Origin of the sequence: Streptococcus sp. Marseille-Q4154 (genome assembly GCF_916700545.1) — a bacterium.
Taxonomy (GTDB): domain Bacteria; phylum Bacillota; class Bacilli; order Lactobacillales; family Streptococcaceae; genus Streptococcus; species Streptococcus infantis_I.
Map to the genome: position 1 here is coordinate 337,098 of NZ_CAKAKN010000002.1, position 16,684 is coordinate 353,781.

A 16,684-nucleotide genomic window follows, 5' to 3' on the forward strand; every position below is an offset into this window, starting at 1 on the left:
TAAATTTATTTACCTAATTAATAAAATTGTTAGGTTTAAAAACCAAATTTAGATTTGAAATCATCCCAGTAACCAATCGAAACATCAGGCAACAACTGGAATTTCACCTTATAGCCTGCTGCTTGAATGGCTTGGAAGGCTTCTGCTTCTTCCTGTGTGATGGATTGGTTATTACCCAATTTCACTGCACCAGGACGATCATTTGCAGGGCCTACGATGATTTCTTTAACATCCCCTGGAACAAAACCTTGGTCCACCAAAATTTCCTTCATATCGATTGGATTTTTGGTGATCAAGAAGTAACGACTATCTGATTCTGTTACTTTTGCTGATTTTTCTTTAAATGCTTCTTTTGTCCATACAAAGGTTTTTTTGTCTGATGCGCCTTTGTAAGCTTGGATCAAAACCTTGTTTGATGCTGCTGCATCGTTTACGGCAATCAAACCATCACATGGTTTTTCTTTTGCCCAGCGTGTGACTGTTTGACCGTGAATCATGCGGTCATCAATCCGTACAAATGTTACTACCATAAGGTACCTCCCTATTAAATATCGTCATCATCTTCTTCAGCACTAGTGGCTGAAACTTCAAAAGGCTGTAGTGCAGATCGTGCTTCTGATAAGATGGTGGCTGACAAATCGTCTCCATCCAACACATCCTTCATCACTACTGCTGTTAAAGCCATGGTAAGATTCATTCCACCAAGGATCAAAGCTTCATCTAGCTTCCCAACTTCTTCTAGGACAGTTGCTGCTGTGGTTAGTGGACTACCGCCTACAATATCTGCCAAGACCAGTACAGAATCATCTGCTGTCAATTCTGAAATGCTTTCTCTAAAATCAACTGCAAAATCATCGACCGACTTTCCTTCTTTGAGTCCAACTGCAATGACCTGGTTCATCTTATCACCAGCAAACATAGCTAGTGATGTTTTTAGGCCTTCTGCCAATCCTCCATGACTGACTAAAATGAGGTATTTCATTTTGCTACGCCTCCTTTATTTGACTCTATTGTAGATTATTTGAAAGCGTTTTTACATTGTCAAATGTCACATTATAAACATGACATTTAGCAATAAAAAAATGACATCTGTCACTTGACACGATGTCATCTTTTTTTCTTTAAAATCCTACCTGGAGACTACTTTCAATCTCCCTTTGAATTTGCGGCAGGCGGTTCTCAACATCTTGATTGCGCAAGGCATTGCCAATCAAGTAGTCCAGTTTTTCTAACACTTCTTTCGAGACATTCTTGGGACTACTTTCTACAGCTTGTTCCATGATTCGGTTCAAGGTCTGATTGGTTAAGGAATCTGCCCCAAAATCATCCACTTGCAGAAGGTCTTTACTAGAACGACTCTTGACTACATCAGGCATGACAGAAATCCCTTGAGATTCAGCAAAAAGAGTTTGTTGGATTTCTGGATCCTCTGTCAACACTTGCATCAACTCCCAAGCCAACTTTGAATGAGGAGTCCGAGCAGACATGGCAAAAGAAGTCGTCGTAACCAAGGTCGCCTTAGTGGTTTTTGACTTAGCAGGCATAGGAATACAGGTCCAGGTGAAGTTTGAATATTTGGAAACATGATAGGGATAAGGTTTATAAGTCCTATATTGAGCCAAAGTCATGGGGTAAAACGCTACTTTCCCCTGGTCAAAATCTTTGGAACTCACCTTATAATTTTTATTTAACTCTTCCAATTTTTGCAGAAAAGTCAAAGATTCTTTGACTTCTGGAGCCGTAAGTTTGAGCATCCCACCCTGAAAGAGACTACCCCCATTTGCTGCCAAAGCTTCTTTCCAGGTGTATTCTGTACTCCCAAACTGATCCAATTGACCATCTCCATTGGTATCTTTGGTTAGTTTTTTACAAATTGTATAGAACTCTTCCAAGCTCCAACCTTCTTTGGGAACCTCAATGCCTTCTTTATCCAGCAAATCTTTATTGACACACATCAAAATAGGATTACTTTCATATGGCAAGGCATAGGTTTGCCCCTGATAGACACCTGATTCAAATGCAACAGGATAAAAAGCAACTTGGTCTTCTTTATTCATATAGCCGTTTAACTTTTCTAAAACGCCACGTGCCGCCAATAAGGACAAATCTTTCTCAGAAACCATAAACACATCAGGGGTCTTTCCTGATACAATTTTTTCTGAGAGCCAGTTTGAATATTCCGACTGCGGAATTCCATTTTCATATTCCACACGAACATTAGGATGGGACTTTTCAAATTTTTGGATCGCAAGATCCAATGCATGGGAACGTTGACTGGTCGGTACATCCCAACTAGAACCTGCATAAACTCCTATATGAAGGACGGTCGGTTGCTGTTTCCACCAATAAAAACCAGCACTCAAAGAGAGCATAAAAAGGAGACAAATCCCTAAACAAAGTTGCTTTCGCTTCAATTTCATTCCGTATTTCCTTTTGAAAAATCACGTCGGGTCACTCCTGTTTGGACTGACCAAATCGCTAATTGCGTTCGATCTCTTAGGTTTAATTTCGACAAAATCGTTGATAAGTAATTACGAACAGTTCCTTCTGATAAGAAGAGTTTAGCCGCAATCTCTTTATTTGACTCACCATAGCCAATCTCTTGGATAATGCGCCATTCCGTCGTACTCAAATCCTTAACGTTATCCTCATCCACAGCAATAGAGAAATTTGATTTGGCCATTTGTGAGAAAATTTGAAAGACCTTGCTTGCGATATCAGGGTTGATCATTGCTCCTCCCTGATGTACCACCTTAATAGCTTCATAAAGCTCCTCTGTCGAGGCTCCTTTTAAGAGATACCCTGAAGCACCATACTTGAGCGCACTATAGATAAATTCATCATCGTCAAAGGTTGTTAAAATAATAATTTTGATATCCGGATAGTGCTCTTTTACTTCTTTTGTAGCCAAAACCCCATCCATGCCTGGCATCCGAATATCCATTAAGATTAAATCCGGATGCGAGTGTGGAATGCTAGACAAGACATGATTCCCATCTTCCACTGTGGCTACCACTTCAATATCTGAGTAGGCCGACAAAATAATTTTCAGAGATTCTCGAATCAAGGACTGGTCATCCGCCACCATTACTTTTATCATCATCTATTATCTCCCTTCTTTATATTTTGGTAAACTAACACGTGTGAAAAATCCATCGCGACTTTCAAATTGAAGCTGGCCTCCTAGAATTGAAATACGCTCCATCATCTGTTTGAGTCCGTAGCCATAGGTCAAGGTTTCAAACCCAACTCCATTATCCTGCAACTCAATCATGTAATCTTCTTCGTCCTCAAAAAAATGGAGGTCCATGTGGCTGGCATGACCGTGGCGAACCGCATTAGTCATAGACTCTTGTATCACACGAAAGATTGTATCTTCAATCATGACGTCCATATCGACATCGATCCATTCATAGTTGAGATCAACTTGCAAGTTTGAAAGAATTTGGTACTCGCGGATTGTCTTTTCTAAAGCATCTTTGAGAGTTCGCTCCTCAAGGGCTCCTGGACGAAGGCGATTGAGAGAGCCTCTCACATCCTGGATTCCTTCACGGACGACTTCTGATACGTTTTTTACCTGCTCTTTGGCACGACTTGGATTGATATCAATCAAGACCCCGACAGCATCTAAACCTGCTGAAATCCCTGTTAACGCGTGTCCCAAGGTATCGTGAATCTCCCGAGCAATCCGCTTGCGCTCCCGATCCTCTGCAATCTTCTCAGATAAGGCCATATAGTTGTTCAACTCGGTATTAACCTTGGACACCATGGCCAGCTCTTGTTCAACTTCATGGTTTTCCGCAAGGACATTCATGATATAAAATAAAAGTGAAATAATGAAGAGTACCATATTCAAGGCGTAGAGGGAATTCTTTAAGAAAAAGGCCAAAATACGGATAGATTCAGGATAAAAATGAATATAGGTATCAAGAGAAGGAATTGGGAAGAAAAGCGAAAAGACGTCTGAATTGGTTACAAGGAGCATCAAGAAGCTCACTAGGATAAAGGCAAACCAATACTTCCGATCTCTCTTGGTATTCAACTCTTTGGAGCCATAGAAGATATCTGCAAAAACCAAGAGAATGAGCCCGTTATAAGCTATGTTCTGAACCCACATCAACAGTAACATCAGGAGAATCTCTAGAAGATTCCTCTTATCAAAAATGGACCATCGACTTGTTTGAGGTCTATAACGACTCATTGAGATTAAGGCAATCCCAGCAAATAAGATTGCTGACAACCAAAAAGTCGTAGATGGAGCAAAAGGAATACGCTCTAGGCGCTCCAATAATAGAGAGGCTTGGCGTTGAGCAATGATATAGTTGGTTGCTTGAAGATAGATGATGCTGTTGAGCATAACAGCAATAAAATTCACGACCATAAGAATGGCCAAACTGTATCGAACACCTCTAAACTTTCTCATTACTGCCACCCATTCACATCAAACTGATCAATGTTTTCCTTTGTCATCATTTCAACTGGAATGATCACCTCTTTGGTATAGCTCTTCCCTTCAGAAATATCTTGGATAACTTCCATAACACGGTCTCCCATCTTCAAGGGAGATTGAGCAACGGTTCCCACTACATCATCCGTCGAGTGCAACAAGGATTTCATATCTGGTGAGCCATCGATTCCATAAATTGCAATGGACTGGCTATTTCCTTGCTCCTTAATTGCAGCTAAAGCTCCTATAGCCGAGCGGTCATTTAAGGCAACCAAGGTATCAATTTCAATCCCTGATTGTAAAAAATTCTGGACAGCCGGCATGGCGATCTCCGTTTGCCCCTTGGTTTCTAGTTCCGATACAATCTGATAAGAACTGTGCCCCTCTATAGTGTCTTTAAACCCCTGAATCCGCGTATCTGCTGAGACAGTCCCTTTATGCTCCAAAAGGAGGACTCGAGCGCTAGAAGAACGTTTCATGAGCTCTTTAGCAATCATTACTCCCGCTTGGTAGTTATCAGATACAATACTTGCATCGGGCTTAAAATTTTTCAATTGGGTATCGACTGCAATGATTTTAATTCCTTGTTTTCTAGCTTTTTCAAGAGCAGTTAAAATGGACTGGCTATCCCCCTTGACCGGATTGATCACAATCACATCAACTTTTTGAGCACAAAAATCATCAATCTGCTGGCTCTGCCTTTCTTCATCCAATTCTGGATCTCGGACGCAAACAAGAGCTCCTCTTTCATCGGAAATTCGACTAATTTCCGAATGAATACTTTTATAGAACTCATTGTTCATGGTCATATAGGTTACACCAATTTTAGTCTGATCCTTGATGCCACTTGTTTGACAACGGCCAAAAATCCAAAAGAGAATACAGACCACTGGGAGCAGCAATAATATACGCTTTATCAGCCATTTCAACAATTCTTTTTTCTCTTTATTTTCCTTCAAATTTCATTCCTTTTCTGAAAACTCTGAATATATAATACTTTATTCTACTACTTTTTCAAAAAAAATGCTTGATTTTATTGTACAAGTACATTTATTTGACCTATTTTAAGAAGTAATTTCCGAACAATAAAACTAGAAACAATAGAAAAAGCTGGTCTATAAACGAACCAGCTTTTTCTATAATCAATCCTAGAAGGGAAGTTCCTCCTCTTCCAAAACCAGATCTGCTAAGTCTTGACCAGCATTATTTTCACGCATAGCACGTTGGGCGCGACTTTCCAAAAGTTGAAATCCTGTAGCAAGAACTTCGGTCACGTAGTTGGTCTGACCATTCTTCTCGAACTTACGGGTACGAAGTTCCCCATCGATAGAAATGAGACTGCCTTTAGTCGCGTAGCTAGCCAAGGTTTCAGCCAATTTCCCCCAGACAACAATATTGATGAAGTCCGCTTCACGTTCCCCATTTTGGTCCTTGAAACGACGGTTAATAGCAATCGTCGCACGAGCTACAGACTTATCATTGTTGGTTTTGTGCAATTCGGGTGTAGACGTCAAGCGTCCAATCATAATCACTTTATTATACATTTTTCATCCTCCTACTTATCTATTCGAAGGAAATCAAAAAAAGTTACAAGATTTGTAACTTTTTTAAAAATAATATTAATCTCGATGAATCATAAACCCAGTTGCTTGTTGATTAGCCATGATGGTCATATCTGTGATTTGCACACGACGAGGTTGACTGGTCACATAAACCACTGCATCAGCGATATCTTGTGCCTGTAAGGCTTCAAGCCCCTGGTAAACAGTCGCAGCCCGTGCCTCATCTCCATGGAAACGGACTTTTGAAAAATCAGTCTCTACAATTCCTGGCTGAATAGTGGTCACCTTGATATCTGTCGCAATGGTGTCAATCCGAAGCCCGTCTGAAAAGGTTTTGACTGCAGCCTTGGTTGCTGAATAGACTGCTGCACCAGCATATGCGTAAATCCCTGCAGTAGAACCCATATTGATAATATGCCCTTGATTAGCCGCTACCATGGAAGGCAAGAGGCAACGCGTAACTGCCATTAAACCCTTGACATTGGTATCCAGCATGATCAACATATCCAACTCTTCATAGTCCTGATAGGGTGCTAAACCGAGAGCCAGTCCAGCATTATTGACCAAGATATCAACCTGACCTACTGTCTCTAAAATTTCTGAACAAACAGTCTTTACCATGCTCATATCTGTAACATCTAACGGAAAGGTCCAGACTTTTTGATTTGGAAAGGCTTCTGCGAACTCAGTTTTTAGAGTTTGGAGTCTTTCTGTTCGACGCCCTGTGAGTACAACATTCTCACCTTTTTCTAGATATGCACGCGCAATGGCTTCACCGATACCTGATGTTGCACCTGTAATGACTACATTTTTTGCCATCCTATTTTCCTCAAGCAAAGATTATAAATCACTTTTAGTGATTAAGCAGTCCAGTGCTTAGCCGGGTCAAAGGGTGTTCCAACTACCTGGTCGTCTGATAATTCAATGACACCACGTTTTTGGGGAGCATTTGGCAAGGCAAGCTCACGAGGACTACACATCATACCAAAACTCTTTTCCCCACGAAGTTCCCCCGGGAAAATGAGATTGCCTTTTGGCATCATGGCTCCAGGAAGAGCAACAATGGTTTTCAAACCAATACGTGCATTAGGAGCACCCGCAACGATTTGTACTGTTTTGTCATTTCCAACAGCAACTTGGCAGATATTCAAGTGATCACTATCTGGATGCGCAACCATCTCTACAATTTCTCCAACGACAAATTTTGGTTCCTTGTCATTGATGATTTCTTCAGTAAATCCTTGAGCCTGTAGTTCTTGATTCAAACGAGCCACTTGGTCGTCTGTTAGAAATACTTGACCACGATTCTCAATCTCAAATAAGCTAGAAACTTCAAAAATATTCCAAGCGACAGTTTCACCAGTTTCTTTTAGAAAAACACGCGCAATATTGCCTTTACGCTCAGCATCTAGCTTGGCATCACCACTGTTTTTCACGATAACCATAAGGACATCGCCTACATATTCTTTATTGTATGTAAAAATCATTCTTTTCTCCTATTTCAATCCTGCTAAAAAGTGATTAATCTCTTCCTTAGTTTTACGGTTACGATTGACAAAGCGCCCAATCTCCTTGTCCTTGTCTAAAACAACAAGACTTGGAATCCCGTATACATCCCAAAGTTTAGCAAGTTCCATGTACTCATCACGGTCGACCCGTATAAAAGTGAACTCTGGATTGGTCTCTTCAATCTCTGGCAAGGCGGGATAGATATAACGGCAATCGCCACACCAATCCGCAACAAAAAGGAAGACCTTCTTGCCATCCTGCTCTACTAAATCCGCTAATTCTTCTAAACTCTTAGGAGAAATCATAAGACTTCCTCCTCGTAGATGAGATCTTCATCTTCATAGACAAAAGTATAGTGACGGCCATCTTCAAAAATGACACCGCCAACGAGACGCTCTAGGCTGCTTTCATATACTTGGACATAGAGAGTCGCGATTTCACCCATCTCTGAAAAGTAGTCACGCACAATCGCAGTCAACTCTTCTTGCGTCTTCATGAGCTTGTGCTCATCAGCTACTTTCTTTGCTCCAAAAGCAAGTGCTCCAAGACCTACTAATGCCAAACCTGTTTTAATGATATTTTTCGTTTTCATGCTAACATTGTAACACAAAAAGGTTCTAGGAACAATGAAAAAGGGAGTTGAACTCCCTTTTCTAATTCCTAAATTTTAATAATGTCTCTCACCAAACAAACCTTCTGGTAAATCATGGAATCCCTTGCCTGCCTTGAAGTTTTCAAATTTACCTAGTAAGAACTGGTAGGCATCCAAGCGACTTTCGTAGCGAAGCATGGCATCCTTAGCACGCTCATCTTGATCTTCTTCATAGACTTTTTGGCTTTCTTTGAAGGCCATATCGTTAATCATGATTTGGGTATTGACCCAGGCTTCAAATTCCTTCATAAATTCTTGTTCGTAACTCATTGTCTCTCCTTATTCTATTCCTCGATAGTAGTCTGTATCAATCTCACGGTAAGGCTGGATGTCCTGAACATATTCCAAGACTCCTTGAAACTCTCCGTCTTCATCGTGTACCGCAGCATAAGTGATATGGACAAACTTGCCCCGTGACTCGGACTTGAACCACATCTCGTACTTGTCTTTTTTCCCCTCACGAAGACCTTGCATAATCGTTTTGACTTTATCCAAATATTTTGGCGGGTGGCAGAGTTCGACATTTCGCCCGACTTGGGATGGTGTCCGCTTGAAAATCATCTCATCTGCTGGCGTATTATCGTTATAATATTGGAAGATATCATCCTTATTAACAAAGGTAATCTCCATCGGCAAATGATTAAGGATAAGATTCGCCTGTTCAACTGATAGATAACCATTGCCAAAAGCCTGTTGGCTATTGCGATCTACTACTGTTTCCTTTTCCTTAGGTGTGAAGGTTATGGTAAACTGACCTTCTGGCGTATCAATCACTTGCTGTACTTGTCCATCTACAGTTTCTGGCTGAGTTGGTTCTTCTACACTTTTTTCCTCAACAAAGCTCTGACGTTCAGGAATCCATTTCTCAGACGGACGGATGATAGCATAGCCATAGGCATCACTTTCCTCGGCAATCTGAATCCAGTCATCCTGGGTAAAGGATTCGAGCAGAATCATGAGAAGGATTGATTCTTCCTTAAATATCATACTTTCAAACTCTGTCGCAAAAGTTTCAAAAGCTTCCTTTACAGTGCTAATTGGTATCTCTGGTAAAGATTTAACAGATGATAAAGCTTTTTGATAGAGTTCCCTGATTTGATCATCGACTCCCCACATGACTTTTGGTGGCGAATCATGTCCATAACGCTCCATGATAGGAAAAAAGAGTTCTTCCTTACGCTGGTAGTGACGATCGAACTGGCCTACAAGTCCCATTTGCCGAACCAAACCCTTACGCATCTCCGCCAGCATTTCCTCGTCTTCCATCGACTCATAAGTGTCTAGCAATCTACGAACACGAATCAAGGCTGCACGAAGAGCTAGATTTTCATCCTTAAAGATACGCACAGGGTGACCTGGATGTTCGGTATCTTCAACTTCCACTCCTTTAACAGCATTTTTAAAGAGATTGGCATGGACATCACAGAGCTCCATGACATCTTCAAATGTCACACCTGAGTCAGAGTTCATCAACTCATGTTCCATGAGAGAAATCTCAATGGCTGATACACCTGTAAAGGTTGCGTCAAAGCGTTCCTGAACGGACTCTGGAGAAGCTCCATGATGCAATTCTAATAAAATATCCCGCAGGATATGAATACGTTCATCTGCCATTAGTCTAACCCGATCACTTCATAACCATTTGCTTCAAGTGTACGCACAATCTTATCCATAGGAGTTCCTTCAAGCTTTGAGCCTTGTTTGAGCGATACTTTTCGCCCAACCGTATTACGCATCAAGGGATTTGCAAGAGGTTTAAAACCAAGCTCAACCAAAATATCTAAAATTTCTGGATGTTTATCCACCACTTCCGCAACGGGAATAGATACGTCAATAATATTATCCATCACAACCTCCATTCTGTTTTCACACAGGATTTTCTTTTTTCATTATACCACAAGGGATAGGATAAAAAAACTAGCAGTACAAGCCTACTAGTTTCTTCCTATTACTCTGCTTCGATGATTTCTGCTTCTTTTCGAATCGTTTCTATATCTCTTTGATACTGATCTTCACTATAATTGACTAGTTTGGATAATTCCCTTTGCAAACTTTTACCCATAGGTTTCATGGTCGTATAGGTTAAACCACCTGAAACTACACCTCCTAGGATTGGGATAAATTTGCCCATTCCTTTAGCAAAGCCTCCCTTTGTCAGATTCACCCCAAAAATTTTCAAAACTTTTTCTAAAATGGGATACCACAAAGTCTTGGCCAAAGCCTTCTGGGGAACTGTCTTCATGACATGTTTAGCAACTGATACTCCCCCAGCTCGAAGGAGTGCTCCAGCACTATTGACCCCAAGCATGACCCCGAGATAGAGCAAGAGCGTATTTTTGGCTTCTTCACTTAATTCATTTCGTGAAGCCCAAAGATCATCATAGCCATAAATATATCCCAATTCTTGAGCCAATTTTAACGAAAAAGCATAAAACTGAGCAACATCAGTTGGAATGGTGATTGCAAGGGCTAGACCACCAGGAATACCTGCAAGAACAGAAGTTCCACTCGCCATTAGAACATTATCCTTAATACAAGAATCGGCAACTTTATCTAAAATATCCTGGGATAACAAGGCTGTTGGTCCCTCTTCTAGTAATCGAGGAATATCTTTTGGGTCTAATAGTTTGGAAAATTTATCTACTAAAAATTTTGAACGATCAACTTTAACAACAGGGAGTTTCACGACTTGTTGCAATACTTGCATAGCTAAATCTTGTTTAGACATCTAGTTTCTTCTCTTTTTCTTTCAATTTGAACTATATCATATCACATTTGCTCCATAAAAGAAATTTTAAGAACTTATTTTTTCTTTCTGATTAGCCTTTAAGTCTAGAATACTCTCATTCTTCTAAACAAAAAAGAGGGTTGCCCCTCTTTCTTATTTCTTATCCAGATTGCGTAACATTTCGTCAATCTTGTTTCCATACTCGATGGATTCGTCTTTGACGAAGGTCAAGTCTGGAATTTTATACAATTTCAAATTGTGACCAAGCTCACGTTTGATAGTTCCGGTTGCTTTTTCAAGCCCGATTTGAGCTTTTTGATTATCTGAGGCAAGGTTACTCAAAATAGTGTAGTAGACCTTCGCTACAGACAAGTCACCTAGCATCTGAACATCTGTGATGGTCACTCCTTGGACACGAGGATCACGGATTTTCTTTTGTAAAATCTCATTGACTTCACGCTTGATTTCCATGCCCACACGATCCGTACGGAAATGATTTCCCATGCTATTCCTTCCTCTCTATTGAATCAAAAGCTAGGCCAGCAGACCTAGCTATTTTTAAACTTATTGTTTTTCAATTCAAATTGAAACGAAGTTCAATTTGAATTCATCTGCTTCCTTCGCCGTGGTGAAAGTGATTGGGCTGATAATTCAGTTCAAGCATTGGTTTGCTTGCGTCCCGCATCACTTAAGAAAGGAGCAAAAATCTTAGCGTTTAATTTCTTCCATGATATAAGCTTCAATCACATCATCCATCTTGATATCATTGTAGCCATCAATCATGAGACCACCTTCACGGCCGTTTGTAACTTCTTTGACGTCATCTTTATAGTGTTTCAAGCTTGCAAGTTCACCATCGTAAATAACGACACCGTCACGAATAACACGGACTTTAGAGTCACGGGTAACTTTACCGCTAGTAACCATAAATCCACCGATTGTTCCGACTTTAGAAACTTTGAAGGTTTCACGGATAATTGCTTCACCTATAACTTTTTCTTCAAATTCTGGATCAAGCATACCTTTCATGGCTTCTTCCATCTCTTCGATAACCTTGTAGATGATGCTGTGGAGACGGATTTCTACATCGTCTGCTTCTGCTTGTTGGCGGGCTTGTGGTGTAGGACGTACGTTGAAACCTACGATAAAGGCATTTGAAGCTTCGGCAAGAGTCACGTCAGATTCGTTGATAGCACCAACTGCTGAGTGGACGATGGTAACTTTTACACCTTCCACATCAATCTTTTGTAGTGAGGCAGAAAGGGCTTCAACTGAACCTTGTACGTCGGCTTTGATGATGACGTTAACAGACTTAAGTTCACCAGCTTTAAGAGTATCAAAGAGGTTTTCAAGACTTACACGCTGTGTAGCTTGACGTTGTTTCATAAGAGCACGTTTGGCACGTTCTTCACCAGCTGCACGAGCAGATTTTTCATCTTCGTATACAGCAAAGTGATCACCCGCCATCGGTGCTTCGTTCAAACCTGTAATTGATACTGGTGTTGATGGTCCTGCAACCTTAACACGACGTCCAAGGTCATTGGTCATGGCACGGACACGTCCGAAAGTATTACCAACAACGATTGGGTCTTGGACATTCAAGGTACCTTGTTGAACAAGGAGGGTTGCAACCGCACCTTTTCCTTTATCCAAACGGGCTTCGATAACAGTACCGATGGCGCGTACGGTTGGGTCTGCTTTGAGCTCTTGAATTTCAGCTACAAGAAGAACAGTTTCCAAGAGTTCATCGATATTTTGGTTGAACTTAGCTGAGATTTCTACAAACTCAGAATCTCCACCCCAAGCTGTTGACATAACACCGTGTTCAGCCAATTCGCCGATAACGCGTTCTGGGTTAGCACCTGGTTTATCAATCTTGTTAATAGCAACGATGATTGGAACATTAGCTGCTTTTGAGTGGTTGATGGCTTCGATAGTTTGAGGCATAACCCCGTCATCTGCCGCTACGACCAAGATCGTAATATCGGTAACAGAGGCACCACGTGCACGCATAGAAGTAAAGGCCGCGTGTCCTGGTGTATCAAGGAAGGTAATCTTCTTACCATTTTCCTCAATCTGGTAGGCACCAATATGCTGAGTGATCCCACCTGCTTCTCCTGTAGCGACACGAGAATTACGTAGGGTATCCAAAAGGGTTGTTTTACCATGGTCAACGTGTCCCATGATAGTTACAACTGGTGGACGTTCAACCAACTTGTCTTCATTTAGATATCCATCTTCTACGAAGAAACGTTCGATATCCGCATTGTCCACTTCTACCTTTTGTTTAGCTTCAATTCCATAATCAACCATGAGGAGTTCGATTGTTTCTCCATCCAAAGATTGGTTTTGAGTGGCCATAACGCCCATCATAAATAGTTTCTTAACAATCTCAGCTGGTTCACGTTTGATACGTTTTGCGATTTCCGCAACAGTCATACCATCTGTATATTCAAATTCTGTTGGCAATTCATGGAATTTACGCTCTGTAATAGGTTTTGGAGCCTGATTACGGTTATTTTGTTTATTGCCTTTTTTATTTTTCTTATTGTTATTCCAGTTACTATTTCTTTGATTTCTCACTTGATTCTGACTACTTCGATTCTTTTGTTGTTTTCTAGGACCATCTTCCTCGTGATCGTAATCATCACGATCTTTGTCTGGTCGAGCTTGCTTTTTACGACGTGTATCCACTACAGCCTCTTTGGCTACAGGAGCTACTTCAACTACAGGCTGAGTTTGTTCAGCTAGTTTAGCAGCTTCCTCAAAGATTTCCTCTGGCTCCTTACGTTTATTAGCTTGAGCCAAGGCTTCTTTGGCAACTTGAGACTGTTTGAAGCGTTCCTCGCTTGAGCGTGCGTATTCTGCATTTTGCTCAGCCTTCAGAGCTGCTGCTCGGGCTTTAAAGTCAATACGAGGACCAGCTTGGTTGGGACGATTATCAGCTTGTTGGCGATAATCATTGCCACGATTTCCTTGGCCTTGTGGTTTCTTCCCTTGGTCGTTAAAACGACGATTGTCACGGTTCCCTTGACCAGGTTTCCCACCATTACGGTTATCGTTCTTTTGACGGTTACCGTTTTGTTGTTGATCGCGGTTGTTACCCTTGTTTTGCTTGCGTCTTTCCGCTTGCTCTTTGGCACGCGCTTCACGTTCCGCCTTAAAGTTTCGACTCTGCGGTCTTGCAGCTACAACTTTTTCTTCCTTAGAAGCTGCAGGTGTAGCTGGTTTGCTTTCTTCCTTAGCGACAACTGGTTTAGCTGATGCAGGCTTTTCAACTTTCTTTTCTACACTTGCTTTTGCCTCTGCCTTAGGAGCAGCAGGCTTAAAGCTAGCTATAATTTTTTCAGCAGCATCTGCTTCAACGCTTGACGAGTGGCTCTTTACTTCCAAGCCCAACTCTTTTGCACGCGCTACAACTTCCTTACTTTCTTTTCCAAGTTCTTTTGCGATTTCGTACAATCTTTTCTTAGACAAATCATGTCCTCCTCTTCTATTCCATAAGAGACCTCATTTTCTTTGTAAATCCAGCATCTGTTACAGCCAGAACCTTTCTCGATTTTCCGACTGCTATGCTTAATTCCAGTGTTGAAAACACGGTAATAACTTCTACTTGATAATAGTGGCTTTTATCCTGAATCTTCTTGGTTAGATTTGGGCTAGCATCATGAGCTAGAAATACCAATTTAACTTTCCGGTCTTGAATGGCTTTGACAACCATTTCTTCACCCGAGATGATTTTCCCCGCTCGCTGAGCCAATCCCAAGAGATTACTTACTTTTTGCTTATTCAAGTCCTAACTCTCTTCTTTTTACTTTGTGATCAACATAGGCGATCAACTCGTCATAAAAGCTTTCTTCAATTTCCATATTAAAGCTACGGTTAAAGACTTTTTTCTTTTTAGCCTCTAGGGCTTCTGCATTGTCTAGCTTGATATAAGCGCCCCGGCCATTAGCCTTGCCTGTCGGGTCGATAAAGACCTCACCTTCTTTGTTCTTGACAATACGAAGTAAATCTCGCTTGTCAATCACATCGTTGGAAACAACAGACTTGCGCAAAGGGATTTTTCTTGTTTTCATCTTTCCCTCCTCTAGCAGATCTTATTCTTCAGTCAATTCGTCTGTTTCAGCGTAATCCACTTGACCTGCTTCTTCCATAGCTTCAAATTCACTTGCAGACTTGATATCAATACGGTAACCAGTCAAATGTGCTGCTAAACGAACATTTTGTCCACGACGACCGATTGCAAGAGATAGCTTGTTATCTGGAACAACCACCAAGGCACGTTTGCTGTCATTTTCATCAAAGATAACTTGGTCAACTTCAGCAGGAGCAATAGCATTGTAAATAAACTCAGCTGGATCCGCTACCCACTCGATAACGTCGATGTTTTCTTCTACCGGTACCATGCGGTCGCTCTTAGCATCGTAGCGAGCTGGGTGGAATTTGCTAGTTATTTTCTTGATGTTAGCACCACCGCGTCCAACGATTGTTCCAATAGCATCCACGTTAGGATTGTGGCTACGAACAGCAACTTTCGTACGATCACCTGCTTCACGGGCTACGCTCATGATTTCAACAGTTCCATCATATACTTCAGGAATTTCTTGCTCCATCAAACGTTTGATCATTTCTGGATGGCTACGGCTAACAAAGACGTTTACTCCACGAGGATTATCTTCAACCTTGTAGACATAAACTTCGATACGATCATGAGAAGCAAAAACTTCTCCAGGAATTTGGTCTTGTTTTGACAATTGGGCTTCAATGCTGCCAAGATTGACATAAATGAAGCGGTTATCAAAACGTTCAACTGTACCTGACATGATTTCTTGTTCATGCTCTTTGTATGTATTGTAGGTAATGGCACGTGTTTGCTTACGCATTTTTTCCATGATTGTTTGTTTAGCAGATTGGGCTGCTACACGACCAAACTCTCCTGGTGCTTCTTCAAATTTGATTTTGTCACCAAGCTCATAGGCTGAATTAATAGCAAGGGCATCTTTTAAACTGATTTCCAAACGGCTATCAAATACTTCATCAACAACTTCACGGACAGTATAGACAGTAAAGTCCCCTGTCTTTTCGTTAAAATCAATAGCTACACTATCAGATTGACCATAGCGTCTACGGTAAGCAGAACGAAGTGATTCTACTACTGCGTCGATGATATCTTCTTTCTTGATTCCCTTGTCTTCTTCCAAAATGCGGAAGGCCTCTAGCATTTCTTTACTCATGTTCTTTTTACTTTTGAATTCTCAAAAGCTATCCTTTCTTTCTATAAATTTACTGCTAAACGTGCTTTTGATACCAAGTTATATGGAATTTGGACTGTTTTCTTGCGAGTTTTATCCATATATTCCATAGTCAACTCATCCTCTTCAAAGGACAACAAGGTTCCTTCAAAAACCTTTTGCTTATCGATGGCTTGATAGAGCCCGACATGGATGTATTTCCCAACCGCTCCAGCGACTGCTTCCTTGGTTTTCAAAGGACGCTCCAATCCTGGACTTGTAATTTCTAGGAAATATTGTTCTGGGAAGGGATCCGGCTTGATAGTATCTAGGACCGGACTGATAATTTCAGTCAAGTCTGCCGTATCATTCAAGGTGATTCCTTCAGGCTTGTCTACAAAAATACTAAGAATCATGTCACTGCCAATCTTTCCGTACTCGATATCTACGAGTTCAAAAGGAGCTTCAATAACAGGTTCTACGACTTCTCTGACTAATTCAACGATAGTTGCGATTGCGTCCACCTCCTCATAAGCAAGAGGCGAAGATATC

Annotated in this window: 21 protein-coding genes; all 21 read right to left on the bottom strand. The window is 41.1% G+C overall.

What is annotated here, in order from left to right:
- Positions 1-35 precede the first annotated feature (35 nt).
- Complete coding sequence (locus LG369_RS06835; RefSeq protein ID WP_000261775.1) at positions 36-530, bottom strand: PTS system mannose/fructose/N-acetylgalactosamine-transporter subunit IIB; 495 nt, start codon at positions 528-530, stop codon at positions 36-38.
- Between the two features lie 14 nt (positions 531-544).
- On the bottom strand, positions 545-982 hold the full coding sequence (locus tag LG369_RS06840) for a PTS sugar transporter subunit IIA (RefSeq protein WP_004251855.1): 438 nt from the start codon (positions 980-982) through the stop codon (positions 545-547).
- Between the two features lie 139 nt (positions 983-1,121).
- Positions 1,122-2,420 carry an ABC transporter substrate-binding protein gene (locus LG369_RS06845; RefSeq protein WP_006150426.1) on the bottom strand — a complete coding sequence of 433 codons (1,299 nt, stop codon included), beginning with the start codon at positions 2,418-2,420 and terminating at the stop codon, positions 1,122-1,124.
- A complete protein-coding gene (locus tag LG369_RS06850) occupies positions 2,417-3,100 on the bottom strand; it encodes a response regulator transcription factor (protein WP_004251853.1) in 684 nt (227 codons plus the stop codon). The genes LG369_RS06845 and LG369_RS06850 overlap by 4 nt, the downstream gene beginning before the upstream one ends.
- A 6-nt stretch (positions 3,101-3,106) precedes the next feature.
- On the bottom strand, positions 3,107-4,423 hold the full coding sequence (locus LG369_RS06855; RefSeq protein WP_004251849.1) for a sensor histidine kinase: 1,317 nt from the start codon (positions 4,421-4,423) through the stop codon (positions 3,107-3,109).
- Positions 4,423-5,406, bottom strand: a complete 984-nt coding sequence (locus tag LG369_RS06860; protein ID WP_225750699.1) for a substrate-binding domain-containing protein — start codon at positions 5,404-5,406, stop codon at positions 4,423-4,425. Before LG369_RS06860 ends, LG369_RS06855 begins: the two co-directional genes overlap by 1 nt.
- A 189-nt stretch (positions 5,407-5,595) precedes the next feature.
- Entirely contained in the window at positions 5,596-5,991 is a 396-nt protein-coding gene (locus LG369_RS06865; protein ID WP_004251844.1) for a single-stranded DNA-binding protein, read from the bottom strand.
- Between the two features lie 75 nt (positions 5,992-6,066).
- On the bottom strand, positions 6,067-6,828 hold the full coding sequence (locus LG369_RS06870; RefSeq protein ID WP_225750700.1) for an SDR family NAD(P)-dependent oxidoreductase: 762 nt from the start codon (positions 6,826-6,828) through the stop codon (positions 6,067-6,069).
- Between the two features lie 41 nt (positions 6,829-6,869).
- Positions 6,870-7,496 carry a YtpR family tRNA-binding protein gene (gene ytpR / locus LG369_RS06875; protein WP_225750701.1) on the bottom strand — a complete coding sequence of 209 codons (627 nt, stop codon included), beginning with the start codon at positions 7,494-7,496 and terminating at the stop codon, positions 6,870-6,872.
- A gap of 9 nt (positions 7,497-7,505) precedes the next feature.
- Positions 7,506-7,823 (bottom strand): thioredoxin family protein, encoded by a 318-nt coding sequence (locus LG369_RS06880; RefSeq protein WP_006147922.1) that lies wholly within the window; start codon positions 7,821-7,823, stop codon positions 7,506-7,508.
- Positions 7,820-8,110 (bottom strand): DUF4651 domain-containing protein, encoded by a 291-nt coding sequence (locus tag LG369_RS06885; protein ID WP_195183835.1) that lies wholly within the window; start codon positions 8,108-8,110, stop codon positions 7,820-7,822. Before LG369_RS06885 ends, LG369_RS06880 begins: the two co-directional genes overlap by 4 nt.
- 75 nt (positions 8,111-8,185) lie before the next feature.
- Entirely contained in the window at positions 8,186-8,440 is a 255-nt protein-coding gene (locus LG369_RS06890) for a DUF1912 family protein (RefSeq protein WP_225750702.1), read from the bottom strand.
- 9 nt (positions 8,441-8,449) lie between these two features.
- The gene (locus tag LG369_RS06895) at positions 8,450-9,784 is read right to left on the bottom strand and encodes a DUF438 domain-containing protein (RefSeq protein ID WP_225750703.1); all 1,335 of its coding nucleotides are present in this window, start codon (positions 9,782-9,784) and stop codon (positions 8,450-8,452) included.
- Positions 9,784-10,017 (bottom strand): DUF1858 domain-containing protein, encoded by a 234-nt coding sequence (locus tag LG369_RS06900; RefSeq protein WP_225750704.1) that lies wholly within the window; start codon positions 10,015-10,017, stop codon positions 9,784-9,786. Before LG369_RS06900 ends, LG369_RS06895 begins: the two co-directional genes overlap by 1 nt.
- A gap of 101 nt (positions 10,018-10,118) precedes the next feature.
- Positions 10,119-10,898 (bottom strand): hypothetical protein, encoded by a 780-nt coding sequence (locus LG369_RS06905; protein ID WP_225750705.1) that lies wholly within the window; start codon positions 10,896-10,898, stop codon positions 10,119-10,121.
- A 153-nt stretch (positions 10,899-11,051) separates the two neighbouring features.
- Positions 11,052-11,402, bottom strand: coding sequence for a 30S ribosome-binding factor RbfA (gene rbfA / locus LG369_RS06910; RefSeq protein WP_225750706.1), 351 nt, complete (start codon positions 11,400-11,402; stop codon positions 11,052-11,054).
- A gap of 204 nt (positions 11,403-11,606) precedes the next feature.
- On the bottom strand, positions 11,607-14,375 hold the full coding sequence (gene infB, locus LG369_RS06915; RefSeq protein ID WP_225750707.1) for a translation initiation factor IF-2: 2,769 nt from the start codon (positions 14,373-14,375) through the stop codon (positions 11,607-11,609).
- A 16-nt stretch (positions 14,376-14,391) separates the two neighbouring features.
- Positions 14,392-14,691 carry a YlxQ-related RNA-binding protein gene (locus LG369_RS06920; protein ID WP_004251819.1) on the bottom strand — a complete coding sequence of 100 codons (300 nt, stop codon included), beginning with the start codon at positions 14,689-14,691 and terminating at the stop codon, positions 14,392-14,394.
- The gene (rnpM, locus tag LG369_RS06925; protein ID WP_225750708.1) at positions 14,684-14,977 is read right to left on the bottom strand and encodes an RNase P modulator RnpM; all 294 of its coding nucleotides are present in this window, start codon (positions 14,975-14,977) and stop codon (positions 14,684-14,686) included. The genes LG369_RS06920 and rnpM overlap by 8 nt, the downstream gene beginning before the upstream one ends.
- Positions 14,978-14,998: 21 nt before the next feature.
- Complete coding sequence (gene nusA / locus LG369_RS06930; protein ID WP_006147911.1) at positions 14,999-16,135, bottom strand: transcription termination factor NusA; 1,137 nt, start codon at positions 16,133-16,135, stop codon at positions 14,999-15,001.
- A 41-nt stretch (positions 16,136-16,176) separates the two neighbouring features.
- The gene (rimP, locus tag LG369_RS06935; protein ID WP_225750709.1) at positions 16,177-16,656 is read right to left on the bottom strand and encodes a ribosome maturation factor RimP; all 480 of its coding nucleotides are present in this window, start codon (positions 16,654-16,656) and stop codon (positions 16,177-16,179) included.
- Positions 16,657-16,684: the final 28 nt, after the last annotated feature.